This window comes from Variovorax sp. AC194 (genome assembly GCF_979257995.1).
Genome location: NZ_OZ409823.1, coordinates 3,820,949 through 3,834,942 on the forward strand (window position 1 = coordinate 3,820,949; position 13,994 = coordinate 3,834,942).

Here is a 13,994-nt window from a genome sequence, read left to right on the forward strand (position 1 = left end):
CCAGCGCGCCGCCGCGTTCAATCGGCGTGGTTCATGTCCGCGCAGTCGTGCGGATCGGCGCGGCACAGCTTCTCGTACGCGACCACCGCCTTCCTGCGCTCGCTCAGGGCGGCCGGCGTGCGGAACGGCGCGAGGATCTCGCCGAGCGACATGCTCACGCCGTTCTTCACCACGTACTCGACGGCGGCCGCGGCCTTCAGGTCCTGCAGCGGATTGCCGCGCACGATCACCAGGTCGGCCAGCTTGCCCACTTCCACCGTGCCCAGGTCCTGCTCGACGCGGCTCATCCGCGCGGCGTTGAGGGTCACGTTCTGCAGTGCCTGGTGGTTCGAGGTGGCCATGCCCGCCGCGCGCAGGTTGGTCTGCAGCGCGATGCCCGGCGCGACCAGCGGCGTGTCGGTGCCGATGGCCAGGAGGCCGCCCGCGCGCTGCACCTTGGCCGATTGCTCGGCGTCCTTGCGCGCGAGTTGCAGCACGGCCGGCGTCGGCGTCGCGGTGCCGCTCAGGCCCGCGAGGAAGTTCGGCGGAATCAGCAGCTTGAAGCGGTCGTCGCTGGTCATCAGCGGGTCCTGCCCCACCAGCGCGAGCGAGGAGAAGAGCGTATCGACCAGGTGGAAATCGGCCTTCGCATGCAGGTCGTAGGCGTCCTGGTAGGTGAAGCCGCCGACCGATTTCGACCAGCCATAGCCCATTCGCTGCGTCGCCGACAGGTGCGTGGTGCCGCCGATGCCGGCCGCCGCGCCCGGCGCCAGCATGTGCGTGCCGGTGGGCACCCCCATGTCGAGCCCGGCCTGCGCGATCTTCACCATGATCGGGATCGGCGCGCGCACGTACGACTTCAGGTAATCGACGCCCATGGCCTTGGCCTTGGCGATCTCCAGGTCGGCCACCTCGGGCCTGCGCAGGGTCCGCGCGAAGCTGTAGAAAAGCCGGTTGCCCTCCCACAGCGGCGGTGAGACGAACAGGCGCGGGCCCACGAGGTTGCCCGCCTCCAGCGCCTCGCGCATCTCGATGCTCTGGTGCAGCGGCCCCGCGACCGATTGCGTCGAGGTGATGCCATAGGCCAGCATCGACGCGGCCACCTGCCCGTACTGCCCGCCCTGGTACAGCGTGAGCGGATGGAAGTGCGGGTCCCACAGGCCCGGCATCACGGTGAGCGCCGAGGCGTCGATGTACTTGCGGGCGCGCCGCGCAGCCGCCGGGTCGTGCGGGCGGATCGCGGTGATGCGGTTGCCGTTGATCACGATGTCGACATCGGTGCGCAGGGTCTCGCTGTTGCCGTCCCACAGGCGGCCGGCGCGCACGACCGTGGTTCCGGTCGACACGGCCTGCGTCCACGAGAGATCGAGCGGAATCTCCCGGGCGCCCGAACCGTCGGCCGCGATGGTCTTGAGCTTGTCGGTCGCCTTGTAGAGGATGGTGCGCGAATCGCCCGCCCACGAAGGCATGTCCGCCGTCTCTGCCGCGAGCTTGATCGGCGCGCCGAAGGGCGAGCCGTCGGGGTTCAGCTGCATCACGTGCAGCACCGAATCCATGATGAAGGCCACCTTGGTGCCGTCGGGCGATACGACCGCAGCGCCCTCCTCGCGGTCGGAGATCTGCATCGGCGCCTTGGCCACGGCGTGGAAGGTGCCGGTCTTGCCCGCGATGTCGATCACGCGCAGCTTGTTGTAGCCCTCGCGAAAGCGGTTGTTGATGCGCTCGTTGTCCACCAGCACCACCCGCTTGCCGTCCGGCAGCCACGAGGGCGTGCTGACCTGCGAGCTCACCTGCGCGATCACCACCTGCGGCGTGCGCGAGGCGATGTCCCACACCTCCAGCTGGCCCGAGCCGGTGGTGTAGGCGATGCGGTCCCCCGTGGGCGACATCTTCGGCGTGACCATCGACTTGGCGGGGATCGCCGCGAGACGCGTGCGCCGCTTGGAGCCGATCTCCACCTGGTCGATGGCCAGCGCGCCGCCGTTGCCCTTCTCGGTCGAGAAGTACACGGCGCGCCCGTCGGGCGTGAACTGCGGGCTGCCGTCGCGTGCCTTGTCGTTGGTCAGGCGCACGGGTGACTGGCCGATCGTCATCACCCACACGTCGTTGAGCGCGACGAAGGCGATGCTCTGTCCGTCGGGCGAGATCACCGGTGCGCTGATGCCGCGCACCGGCTGCGGTCCCAGGGTGTCGAAGCCGCGGTCCTTGCGCTTGTCGATGACGGGCCGGCGCACGGTGAGCGTCGCGCTGAACGGCACGTTGGCCGGCGCCTCGCCGGCGGCGTTGCGGATCTTGATCTGGCCGTCCGCCGTGTACATGAAGCGGCCGTCCGCAAGGTGCCGCACGGGGAACGGAAAGAAGTCTTCGTTCTGCGCGATGTCCTTGCCGCGCACGCTCAGTGTCTTGCGGTCGGTCTGGAACACCAGGCCCGAGCCGTCGGGCGCCCAGGCGGGCATGGTGCCGGGGCCGATGAGCTTGGGCGCCTCGGTGCCGCCGACCGGGCGGGTGAAGACGCGCGCCGTGTCCACGAAGGCAAGCTGCTTGCCGTCGGGCGAGAGGACCGGGTTGCTTTCTGCGCCGGGGCCCGAGGTCAGCCTCGTGTAGACCGCGTCCAGCGACACGCGCCAGATCTTGTAGTTGCCGTCGTTGCTGCGGTCCGATGCGAAGACCAGGCCCTTGCCGTCCGGCGTCCATGCAGGCTCGCGGTCGTCGTTGGGACCGGTGGTGACGCGCCGCAGGCCCGACCCGTCGGGGTTGACGACCCACAGGTGGTAGTTGCCTTCCGCGTCGTAGTTCTGGAACGCGACGAGGCTGCCGTCGGGCGACCACACCGGCGCGGTCGGCTCCATGTCCCAGCTGGTGATGCGCGTGGCGATGCCGCCGCGCAACGGCAGCATCCAGAGCGCGCCCATCGCGGTGAACGCGATGCGCTTGCCGTCGGGCGACGGTGCGGCGGCCATGTTGGTGCCTTCGTGGAATTCCACCGACACGTCCCTGGTCGAGCCCTGCAGCGTGTTCACGCTGGTCACCGGCACGGCGGCCTTCGTGACACCCGAGAAATCGGTACGGGAAACGAGGCCGCTGCCGCTGCCGTCGGTGCCGCATCCGGCGATCAGCACCGAGACGGCCACGGCAACAGCCAGGGCCGGCGCATGTTTGCGCATCTTCATGAGGGAGGTCTCCTGTTGGTCTTCTTGTTCCGCACATTCGCCTGCGGACGGGCGGCACACCGGGGGGGCGCCAGATCACTCTGTGTGCGCTTTCTGACAGCGCGCTTACCCGTTACCGGTGGAGACCAGAAGCCCTGCAAGGCACCGGCGCGTCGTAAGCTCCGGCGTCGCGTTGCGCGCTTCCGCGTAATGAATTCGTTGCAAGTCTTCCCTTTCCTTCTCCTCTCCATGATCCGAACGTTCCTGCGTATCTCCGGCCGCCTCGTCGCGTCGCTCGCCGTGCTGCTCTCGGCCGCGTGGGCCTGCGCGGCCCTGTGGTACCAGCTGCCGGCAACACCGGCCGTCAAGATCGCGGCCGGCGTGCTCTGGGCCGGCTTCGGCCTCGCGGCGATCGCGCTGCTGTGGCGCGGCACGGCCGCGCGCGCCCTGCTCTCGTATGCCGTGGGCTTCGCCATGGTGCTGGCCTGGTGGGGCACCATCCTGCCGTCGCAAAACCGCGCCTGGTCCGACGACGTGGCGCGGCAGCTCATCGCGCGCGTCGAGGGGAACAAGGTCACGATGCAGAACGTGCGCAACTTCGACTGGCGCACCGACACCGACTACACCCCGCGCTGGGAAACCCGCCGCTACGACCTCGACCGTCTGCGCTCGGTCGATGTGTCGCTCTCGTACTGGAGCGGCCCGGCCATCGCGCACACGCTCGTCTCATTCGGCTTCGACGACGGCCAGTTCGTCACCTTCTCCATCGAGATCCGCAAGGAGCGCGGCGAGAGCTTCTCGTCCATCGGCGGCTTCTTCAAGCAGTTCGAGACCAGCCTCGTCGCGGCGGACGAGCACGACATCCTGCGCGTGCGCACCAACGTGCGCGGCGAAGACGTCTACATGTACCGCGTGCGCCTGCCGCAACCGGAGATGCGTTCGCTGTTCCTCGGCTACCTCGGCGAAGGCGCGGCGCTGGTGCAGGCGCCGAGCTTCTACAACACGCTCACCGCCAACTGCACGACCATCGTCTACGCGCTCGCCAAGCATGTCGTGCCCGGCCTGCCGATGGACTGGCGGCTGCTGGCTTCGGGCTACCTGCCCGAGTACCTGCACGACGTCGGCGCCCTGACGCCGCGCCTGGACATGGAAGAACTTCGCGCGGCCGGTCGCATCACCGAGCGTGCGCGCGCCTACGACACCCACCCCGGCACGGAAAGCTTCTCGCAAGCCATCCGGAACGACTTGCCCGGTGTCGAAATGGCGGTGGATGCCGGGGCCAGGCCATGATGTTTTCGCGCTTCATGGCACTGCCAGCTTTGCTGTGCGCCGCGCTGCTGACCGGCTGCGCGGGCGTCACCGTCGGCTCGATCTCGCCGGCCGAATACCTCGCGCAACGCCGCGGGGACGTGCTCACCACCGGCAAGCTGAGCACCTCGGCGCAGGAGGTGCTGCGCGTGATCGGCTCGGACGCCGATCTGTGCCGCAAGAACGGCCAGGCCTGCCGCCAGTCGCTGGCCGACTCGTCCGGCATCACCGACGAGCAGCGCCTGTCCGCGCTCTCGGAGGTCTGGCTGCAGGTGGCGCTCGCGGCCGGCAAAAACGGCGGCACAGGCGCCGGCCCCGCTGCGCCCGAGGCCATCGAGGCATGGCTGGAGAGCGCGCGCCATGCCTACGCGTACCTCTTCTTCACCACGCGCAAGCCGCGCGACCGGGCCTTCGAAGACCGCCAGACGCAGGTGCGCGACTACTACAACTACGCGGTGCAGCAAGCCATCACGGGCCTCTTCCGGCGCTACCGCCAGGACGGCCGCCCCGACGACAACGCGCTGCCGCGCGTGCCGCAGGTGGGCGACTGGCGCATCGACGTCGACCTCTCCGCGCTCGAGCTGCGCCCCGGCGACCCGGTGCCGCAGGAGCTGATTCCCGCCGCCTCGCTCACCTTCTCGGGCCTTCGCAACACCTACCGGCGCGACGGCTTCGGCGCCGAGCTGGTGGTGGCGACCAACCAGCCGGCTGTCGCGCCCCACCCTGCGACCACTGCGACCACTGCGACCACCACGGCCGAAGACGACACCCCGTCCTACAGCGAAATGCCCTTCCCCGGCCTCACCGCGCTGCTGCGCTTCGAGGGCGCGGACCTGCGCGCGGTGCTCGCCACGCACACCGCGCGCATCGTGGTGTTCGACCCCTACCGCACCTCGACCACGCGCCTCGCGGAGCAGGACATTCCGCTCGCGGCCAACTTCACCTCCGGCTACGGCCTCTGGCTCGCGCGCTCGGACTTCGCGCGGCAGGCGCTGCGGAGCCTGTTCGGCAGCGCCGACGGGCTCACCCGGCCGCGCATCTACCTCATGCAGCCCTATGACCCGAACCGGCGCACGGTCATCATGCTGCACGGCCTGGCGAGCAGCCCAGAGGCGTGGATCAACGTGGCCAACGAGGTGCTGGGCGACGAAACGCTGCGCCGCCGCTACCAGATCTGGCAGGTCTACTACCCGACGAACGCGCCGCTGCCGATCAACAACTTCGCGATCCGCCAGGCCATCACCGAGACGCTGGCGCACTTCGATCCGACAGGCCAGGCCGAGGCCTCGCGCAACATCACGCTGATCGGGCACAGCATGGGCGGCGTGCTCTCGCGCCTCCTGGTGTCCTCGTCGGGCGACAAGCTGTGGGACGCGCTCCTCACCAGCTACCCCATGCAGGGCGCGCAGCAGCAGCGCATCGAGCAGCGGCTTGCGCCCTACCTGCGCTTCGAGCCGCTGCCGCAGGTGAGCGATGCGATCTTCATCGCCTCGCCGCACCGCGGCACGCCGTTCGCCAACAACCGCGTGGCGCGCTGGGTGGCCAACCTCATCACGCTGCCGGTGGCGATGCTGGGTCAGTTGAACGACATCTCGCGCGAGCTCATGCGCATCGCGCCCGGCAAGCAGGACATCGGGCCGCTGCGCATTCCCAACAGCATCGACAACCTGAGCGACCGCGACGCCTTCGTGCAGATGTCCTCGGGCCTGCCGATGAACCCGCGCGTGCGCTTCCACTCGATCATCGGCAACGACACGCCCGGTGTCGTGCAGGCGCTGTCGAGCGACGGCATCGTGCCCTACGAGAGCGCGCACCTGGAGGGCGCGGCGTCCGAGCTGGTGCTCGCGTCGGCGCACAGCGTGCAGGAGAACCCGCTGGCGATCCTGGAGATACGGCGAATCCTCCGGGAGCAGTTGCTGCTGACACCACGTTGTCAGGACACCCCTGTCAAGCTTCCTGGCGTGGGCGCGGCCGAAGGGCCGCCCTGCTCACCATGAAACGCGATGAAGCAAGACGAGGAAACCCAGTGACCCATTCAGCCACCGTTCAAAACTATTCTTCCGCATGGGCCCAGGCCACCGAACGGGACATCCGCGAGGCGCTCGCGCTGTGCTGGACACCCGCCAGCACCTACACCGACCCGATCACCCCGACCGCCACCGGCCCCGAGGAACTGGCCGCCGTCATCCTCGACTTCCGCGCACGCTATCCCGGCGCCTTCATCGTGCCGGCCAGCCAGCTGGACGTGCACCATGCGGTCGGCCGTTTCGCGTGGCTCCTGAAATCGCCGGCGCCGCTGGAGGTCGATGGCACGGCCTATGGCCTGGAGATGGATGGCTTCGACTACGTAGAGTTCTCGCAAGACGGCAGCCGCATCCTCAAGATCACCGGTTTCTTCGGTCCGTTGCGGGCACGGTGAACGTAATACTGGCGTGCGTTAATAGCGCCCCATGGACAACTTGCAAGCATTGCAGTCGCTCGGCATCACGCTGCCGAGCCCGGCCTACATCTTCGGCGCCGTGCTGTTCGGCCTCGCGGGCATCGCGGCCTACCGGTGGGGCAAGCGCTCCGGCCGCCGGCGCAGCAAGTGGCTCGGCGTGGCGTTGATGCTCTACCCCTATGCGGTCCCGTGGACCTGGCTGCTCTACGTCGTCGGCATCGCGCTGTGCGCGGGCGTGTTCATCGACCACGACTGAAGCTGCGGCGCATCCAAAAAAACGGGCCCGAAGGCCCGTTAAAAGTCGTCCATCAGGCTGGCAGGAAGACAACCCGACTCCGACTCACCTCGAACTCATCCAGTCCGGCCTTCCCGGTTTGTTATCCGGGCTCCAGTGTTTCTTCGCGCGCAGCAGTTGCCGCAACCGGCGATCGCCACCCCAGCTCCGGTGCGATGCGGCGCGCGATGTCGTCCAGGATCTGCGCGTACTCCTCGCTCGCGAAGTTGTAGGGCAGCTCCACGCGCAGCTCGCTCACCTGCGGCAGCACGGGGTCCTTGCGCAATCGCGCCAGGATTTCGTCGGACGTGCCCACCAGGTCCATCGCGAAAAGCGTGCGCCGCTCGCCCTGCGGCGCCAGCGTGCGCTCGATGCGGCCCGCAGCGAACTCGCGGTAGCGCCGTCGCGTGGCCGTATCGGCGCCGTCGAGCGGCACGATCACGCGGCCCAGCGCCACCCGTCCCGCGCGCGGCCCGGCTTCGCTCGCGCGGTAGCGTTCGATGAGCGCCGACTGCGCCTGCAGGAAATCGTCCGTGTGCTCGCCCGAGAGCACGTTGCCCAGGAGCAGGTTGAAGCCGTTGCGCCCCGCCCATTCGGCCGAGCGCAGCGATCCGCCGCCGTACCAGAGCCGGTCGGCCAGCCCGGGCGCATAGGGCTGCACGCGCGGTCGCACGCGCCCGCCGGCCGATTCGACGAAGGTATCGTCGTCGCCGAGCAGCACGTCTTCGAGGTTGGCCCTCAGGCGCGCCACGCGCTTGTGCGTGAAGTCGATGGTGTTGGGCGCCGCGTCGTAGAAGCGGCTGCCCAGCAGCGCGCCGTGCGGCGGCACGCCCGCGCTCAGGCCCACCTGCAGCCGGCCGCGCGAAAGCACGTCGACGGTGGCCAGGTCTTCGGCGAGGCGAAACGGGTTTTCATAGCCCATCTGGATCACCGCGGCGCCCAGTTCGATGCGGTGCGTGCGCTGCGTCGCGGCCGCCAGGATGGTCGTGGCCGACGACACGCCGCGCTCCAGGTGGCGCTGTCGCACCCAGGCACTGTCGAAGCCGCGCCGCTCGCCGAACTCGAAGAGCGCAAGCGCCGCCTCGAGACCGGCCAGCGGATTCGCCTCGGCGTAGTTGCCGGGCGTGAGAAAACCGATGTGATGGATCGCCATGGCGTCGCCCCTCTTGTTCAGAACTTGGGCAGGCCGGGTGGATTGATCTCGGACTTCGGCAGCGCCTCTTCCGCCAGGCTCCAGCGCGCGAGCGCCTTGCCGTAGGTGCCGTTGCGGATCAGGTTGTTGGCCGCGACGCTCAACGCTGTCGCCAGGCCGCTGCCCTTGCGCGTGGCAATCGCCACGTCGGACTTCAGCGGCCAGCCCGCGTTCACCGTGCCGACCAGCCGCAGCTGCCCGTTCTTGGCGGCCTCGTAGGCCTGCGGCGCGTTGGGGTTGAAGTTGGCATCGACGCGCTTGGTGGTCACCGCCAGCCAGCGCGTCACATCGTCGTCGTAGTACTGGATCGCGATCGGCTTCAGGCCCGCGGCCACGTTCTGCCGGTCCCATTCGAGCAGGATGCGTTCCTGGTTCGTGCCCGCGCCGGTCGTGAGCTTCAGGCCCGCCACGTCCTTCGGCTCCTTGATGGACTTGATGGCGCTGTCCGTGCGCACGTAGAAGCCGTGCAGGCCGAGGCGGTAGGTCGAGAAGTCGAACTTCTCCTTGCGCTGCTCGGTCACGCCCACGTTGGAGATCACCGCGTCGTACTTGCCCGAGGCCAGGCCCAGCGGCCAGTCGGGCCATGCGACGGGCTGCAGCTCGAGCTTCAGGCCCAGCGATTCGGCGATGAGGAGCGCGAAATCGGGATCGAAGCCGACGACGGTCTTCGCATCGGTAGCGTAGGTGGAGATGGGCGGCGCGAACGGCGCGATCGCGATGGTCAGCACGCCCTCCTTCACGAACTTGAAGCTGGGCGGAATGGCGTTGACCGCCTCCGCGTCCTTGCCCGTGTGCAGGCGGCCCTTCTGCTCGGGGCTGAAGTCGAACTTGTCGGCGGCGTGTGCCGTCGCCATCACCGTCGTCATCGCGATGAAACCGAAGGCGAGCAATGCTGCGCCGGCTTTGCTTCTGAAAGACATGGTGGCGCGGCCTCAGTTCTTCGGCAGGCCGGGCGGGTTGGTGCGCGCCACCTCGATCGCCTCGGAGCCCAGACTCCAGCGCGAGAGCGCCTTCGCGTAGTTGCCGTTCTTGATCTGCGCGTTCAGCGAAACCGTGATGGCCTCGGCGATGCCCGAGCCCTTGCGCGAAGTCACCGCAATCTCCGCGTTCAGCGGCCAGCCGCCAGAGACCAGGCCCGCGAGCCGCGTCTTGCCGTCGCGCGCCTCGTAGGCCGCGATGGCGTTGGGGCCGACATACGCATCGGCGCGGCCCGACTGCAGCGCCAGGCGCTGCACCACATCGTCGTCGTAGTACTGGATCTCCACGGGCTTCAGGCCCGCCGCCACGTTCTGCTTGTTCCAGCGCAGGAGGATCTGCTCCTGGTTCGTGCTGGCCGCCACGATGAGCTTCAGGCCCGCGATGTCCTTGGGCTCCTTGATCGCCCCCAGCTTGCTGTCGGACTTCACGTAGATGCCCAGCTGGTCGTTGCGGTAGGTGGAGAAATCGAACTTCTCCTTGCGCTCCTCGGTCACCGTGACGTTGGACACCACCACATCGAACTTGCCCGACTGAAGGCCCAGCGGCCAGTCGGCCCACGCCGTGGAGACGAGTTCGAGCTTGCGCCCGAGGCTGTCGGCCACGAGTTGCGCGATGTCGGGCGCGTTGCCCACGGGCGTCTTGGTGTCGGTCGCATACGCGGCGAACGGCAGCCGTCCGGTGGTGGTGCCGACGACGAGAACGCCCTCCTTCTGGAACTTGAAATCCTTGGCGAGCCTGATGGCCTCGTCCAGCTTCTGCGCGCGCGGCCGGCCGGCCTGCTCGGGGCTCAGGTCGGTGGCGGGCTGCGCCGAGGCCGCCAAGGGAAGCAGCAGCAGCATGGCGGCGCCCAGGAGCGCGGAGAGGAGGTTCTTGCGATGGATCATGGGAGGGATTTCAGTCAGGGGAAAAATGGGTCAGAGCACCTTGGCCAGGAACTCGGCCGTGCGCGGATGCGAGGGCGCGTTGAACACCTTGTCGGGCGTGCCGGTCTCCAGGATGCGGCCCTGCTCCATGAAGACGATGGTGTCGGCCACCTCGCGGGCAAAGCCGATCTCGTGCGTCACGATGACCAGCGTGGTGCCCGAGCGCGCGAGCTCCTTGATGACGGCCAGCACCTCGGCCACCAGCTCGGGGTCGAGCGCGGAGGTGGGCTCGTCGAACAGCAGCACCTTGGGCTTGAGCGCGAGCGCGCGGGCAATGGCCACGCGCTGCTGCTGGCCGCCCGAGAGCTGGCGCGGATAGGCATGCGTCTTGTCGCCCAGGCCCACGCGCACGAGCAGTTCCGACGCCAGCGCCTGGGCCTCCTCGCGCGCCAGGCCGCGCACCGACACCGGCGCCTCCACGATGTTCTCCAGCACCGTCAGGTGCGGGAACAGGTTGAAGTTCTGGAACACCATGCCGACGTCGACGCGGCGCCGCAGGATCTCCTTCTCGTGCAGCTCGTACAGCGTGTCTTCGTCGCGCCGGTAGCCGATGAGTTCGCCGTCGATCGCGATGAAGCCGTCGTCCACGCGCTCCAGGTGGTTGATGGAACGCAGCAGCGTCGACTTGCCCGAGCCCGACTGCCCGAGGATCACCGTCACGCTGCCTTGCGGCACGGTGAGCGTCACGTCGTCGAGCACCTTGAGCGCGCCGAAGCTCTTGGACACGCCATGGATCGTGACCTCGCCGCCCAGCGTGAGCGGGTCGGTCCAGCGCGGTACCAGCACCGGTGCGGGCGGCGAAGACACCACGGCTTCGGCCGCTGCCGGCGCCTTCGAACGCCACAGCCCGCGCGCCACGCCGGCCAGCCGCGAGCGCGGCGGGTTGCGCAGCGCGCCGCGCGAGAAATGCCGCTCGATGTAGTGCTGCGCGACCGACAGCACCGTGAGGATCACCAGGTACCACACCGTGGCCACCATCAGGAGCGGAATCACCTCCAGGTTGCGCCGGTAGATGATCTGGATCGTGTAGAACAGCTCGGGCAGCGCGAGGATGTAGAGGTTCGACGTGCCCTTGGCCAGGCCGATGATGTCGTTGAAGGCCGTGGGCAGGATGGTCCGCATCGCCTGCGGCAGCACGATGCGAAAGGCCTGCCGCCTGCGCGAAAGCCCCAGCGCCGCCGCCGCTTCGAGTTGCCCCTGCTCCACCGAAAGAATGCCGCCGCGCACGATCTCCGAAGCGAAGGCCGCCTGGTTCAGCGTGAGGCCCAGCAGCGCCGCGACGAACGGGCTGATCAGCTGCGTGGTCGGGTACGAGAAGAAGGTGATGTCGGTGCCCGGAATGCCCAGCGCCACCGTCTCGTAGAGATAGCCCAGGTTGTTGATGATCAGCAGCAGCACGATGATCGGCACCGAGCGGAAGAGCCAGGTGAACACCCACGACATCCGCGCCAGCAGCGGCGAACGCGAGACCCGCGCAAGCGCCAGGCCCGTGCCCAGCACGAAGCCGAAGACCGCGCCCAGCGCCGTCAGCAGCAGCGTGCGGCCGAGCCCGGCGAGCACCGGCTCGGCGAAGAACCACTGCGCGAAAACGCTCCATCCCCAGCGCGGATTGGTCAGTACCGAATGCAGCACGATGCCGATGAGCAGCACCGCGAACACGGTGCCCACCGTGCGCGCCGGGTACTTGGCCGGCACCACGCGGAAGTGCGAGTAGTCGCCTTTGGCGGGCGCGGCCTGGTGCGGCGCCGAAGGCTCGGGCCGGGCCACGGGGCGAGCCGGCGCCGGGTTGCGCGGCTCGGGGCCGACGTCGAGGATGGTGGTCGTGTTCATCGCTGCGCCGCCTCGCTCAGGGACGCAGCGGGCTGGCCATGGTGACGCGGCAGCACGAGGTGCTTTTCGAACGGCAGCTTGCGCGGCGTCTCAGGGTCCACCGCTTCCTCGAACAGCGCGGTGTAGCCATGGCCGCGGTACAGGCCCACAGCCTCGGGCTGTCGAAAGCCGGTCGTGAGATAGATGCGCTCGTAGCCCTGGCGCCGTACCAGTGCCTCCAGCTCCAGCAGCACCTTGCTCGCAAGGCCTTGCCGGCGCAGGTCGGTGCGCGTCCACACGCGCTTGAGTTCGGCGGTGCGTTCGTCATGCCGCATGAAGGCGCCGCCGCCGATGGCGATGCCGTCCCGCAGCAGCAGCACGAAGTTGCCGTGCGGCGGTGCGAACACCTCGGGCGGATAGCGGTCGATTTCTCGCGGCGCGCCGGGCTCGCGCAGCACGTCGCCGTAGCGGCTGTCGTACTCGAAGCTCAGGCCTTCCAGCAGCGGCTGGGCGCGCGGATCGAGCGGCGTGGTGTAGACGAACTGCTCGCTCATCACGCGGCCTTTCGCGCGGTGTCGATGGCGTTGTCCGCCGCCGCATGGCGGCTCGCCTTGCGTGGCAGGCCGAGATGGTCGCGCAGCGTCTGCCCGGGCAGTTCGCGCTGGTAGCGGCCACGCGCCACCAGCACGGGCACGACGAACTCGATGAAGTCGTCCAGCCCCTGCCCCAGCACCGGGAAGCCGAGGATGAAACCGTCGGCCGCGCCCTCGTCCACCCAGCGGATGATCTCGTCGGCAATGCGCTCGCCCGTGCCCACGAACTGCGTGCGCGGCGTGGCGACTTCGAGCGCCACCTCGCGCAGCGTCTGGCCGCCGGCCTTCGCCTTGGCCTTGATGCGGTCGGTGGTCGAGCGAAAGCTGTTGCGGCCGATCTCGCCCAGCTCGGGGAAGGCCTCGTCCAGCGGGTACTGGCTGAAATCGTGGTGATCGAAGAAGCGGCCCAGGTACGCCAATGCCTCTTCGATGGTCAGCAGTTCGCGGATCGCGCGGTACTTGGCCTCGGCCTCTTCCTCTGTGGCCGCAACGACGGGGCCGATGCCGGGAAAAATCTTCACGTCGTCGGCCTGCCGGCCCTGCGCCACCGCGCTGGCCTTCACCTGCTTGAGAAAGGTGCGCGTTTCCTCGATGGAAGGCGAATGGGTGAACACCGCATCCGCGTACTTGCCCGCGAGGCCCACGCCCGCGTCCGACGAGCCGGCCTGGAAGATCACCGGCTGCCCCTGCGGCGAACGCTGGATGTTCAGCGGCCCCGCCACCTGGAAGAAACGCCCCTTGTGGTCCAGCGCGTGCAGCTTCTCGCGGTCGAAGAACTGGCCGCTCTCGCGGTTGCGCGTGAAGGCGTCGTCGTCCCAGCTGTCCCACAGGCCCTGCGTGATCGCGAGGTATTCGTCGGCGATCTCGTAGCGCAGCGCATGCTCGGGATGCACGCGGCTGTAGTTCTTCGCGCTGCCTTCCAGCGGCGTGGTCACCACGTTCCAGCCCGCGCGCCCGCCGCTGATCAGGTCGAGCGATGCGAACTGGCGCGCCACGGTGAACGGGTCGCTGTACGAGCTGGAGACCGTGCCCGCCAGGCCGATCTTCGAGGTGACCGTCGCGAGCGCCGACAGGATCGAGATCGGCTCGAAGCGGTTGAGAAAGTGCGGGATCGACTTCTCGTTGATGTAGAGCCCGTCCGCCACGAAGGCGAAGGCGATGCCGTTGTCTTCGGCTTTCTTCGCGGTGCGCACGAAGAAGTCGAGGTTCACGCTGGCATCGGCCGGACCGCCCGGGTGCTTCCATGAATTCATGTGGCTGCCGGCCCCTTGCAGCATGACGCCGAACTTGATGTTGCTCATCGCGATGTGTTCTTCTCGAGGTGGAAAAAAAGGGGAAAAGGTGAAGGC

11 protein-coding genes are annotated in these 13,994 nt (G+C 68.5%); 4 read left to right on the top strand and 7 right to left on the bottom strand.

The window, feature by feature from the left end:
- Positions 1-17 precede the first annotated feature (17 nt).
- Complete coding sequence (locus ACZYRS_RS18160) at positions 18-3,149, bottom strand: amidohydrolase family protein (RefSeq protein WP_463420365.1); 3,132 nt, start codon at positions 3,147-3,149, stop codon at positions 18-20.
- Between the two features lie 228 nt (positions 3,150-3,377).
- Between ACZYRS_RS18160 and ACZYRS_RS18165 the strand changes: the two genes are divergently transcribed.
- From ACZYRS_RS18165 to ACZYRS_RS18180, 4 genes are read left to right on the top strand one after another with little or no spacing between them, the layout of a single operon-like run.
- Positions 3,378-4,418, top strand: coding sequence for an Lnb N-terminal periplasmic domain-containing protein (locus tag ACZYRS_RS18165; protein ID WP_463420366.1), 1,041 nt, complete (start codon positions 3,378-3,380; stop codon positions 4,416-4,418).
- A gap of 14 nt (positions 4,419-4,432) precedes the next feature.
- The gene (locus tag ACZYRS_RS18170) at positions 4,433-6,433 is read left to right on the top strand and encodes an esterase/lipase family protein (RefSeq protein ID WP_463420367.1); all 2,001 of its coding nucleotides are present in this window, start codon (positions 4,433-4,435) and stop codon (positions 6,431-6,433) included.
- 29 nt (positions 6,434-6,462) lie between these two features.
- Positions 6,463-6,855, top strand: coding sequence for a hypothetical protein (locus ACZYRS_RS18175; protein WP_463420368.1), 393 nt, complete (start codon positions 6,463-6,465; stop codon positions 6,853-6,855).
- A 31-nt stretch (positions 6,856-6,886) separates the two neighbouring features.
- Positions 6,887-7,132, top strand: coding sequence for a hypothetical protein (locus ACZYRS_RS18180; RefSeq protein ID WP_198783905.1), 246 nt, complete (start codon positions 6,887-6,889; stop codon positions 7,130-7,132).
- A 121-nt stretch (positions 7,133-7,253) separates the two neighbouring features.
- On the opposite strand, the gene ACZYRS_RS18185 is transcribed toward ACZYRS_RS18180, so the two are convergent.
- The 6 genes from ACZYRS_RS18185 to ACZYRS_RS18210 are packed head-to-tail and all read right to left on the bottom strand — an operon-like array spanning position 7,254 to position 13,946.
- Positions 7,254-8,303 (bottom strand): LLM class flavin-dependent oxidoreductase, encoded by a 1,050-nt coding sequence (locus ACZYRS_RS18185; RefSeq protein WP_463420369.1) that lies wholly within the window; start codon positions 8,301-8,303, stop codon positions 7,254-7,256.
- A gap of 17 nt (positions 8,304-8,320) precedes the next feature.
- On the bottom strand, positions 8,321-9,262 hold the full coding sequence (locus ACZYRS_RS18190) for an ABC transporter substrate-binding protein (RefSeq protein WP_463420370.1): 942 nt from the start codon (positions 9,260-9,262) through the stop codon (positions 8,321-8,323).
- A 12-nt stretch (positions 9,263-9,274) separates the two neighbouring features.
- Entirely contained in the window at positions 9,275-10,204 is a 930-nt protein-coding gene (locus tag ACZYRS_RS18195) for an ABC transporter substrate-binding protein (RefSeq protein ID WP_198783908.1), read from the bottom strand.
- A gap of 30 nt (positions 10,205-10,234) precedes the next feature.
- Positions 10,235-12,073: an amino acid ABC transporter permease/ATP-binding protein gene (locus tag ACZYRS_RS18200; RefSeq protein ID WP_463420371.1), complete on the bottom strand. Its 1,839-nt coding sequence runs from the start codon at positions 12,071-12,073 to the stop codon at positions 10,235-10,237.
- Positions 12,070-12,606, bottom strand: coding sequence for a GNAT family N-acetyltransferase (locus tag ACZYRS_RS18205; protein ID WP_463420372.1), 537 nt, complete (start codon positions 12,604-12,606; stop codon positions 12,070-12,072). Before ACZYRS_RS18205 ends, ACZYRS_RS18200 begins: the two co-directional genes overlap by 4 nt.
- On the bottom strand, positions 12,606-13,946 hold the full coding sequence (locus ACZYRS_RS18210) for an LLM class flavin-dependent oxidoreductase (RefSeq protein WP_463420373.1): 1,341 nt from the start codon (positions 13,944-13,946) through the stop codon (positions 12,606-12,608). The genes ACZYRS_RS18205 and ACZYRS_RS18210 overlap by 1 nt, the downstream gene beginning before the upstream one ends.
- Positions 13,947-13,994: the final 48 nt, after the last annotated feature.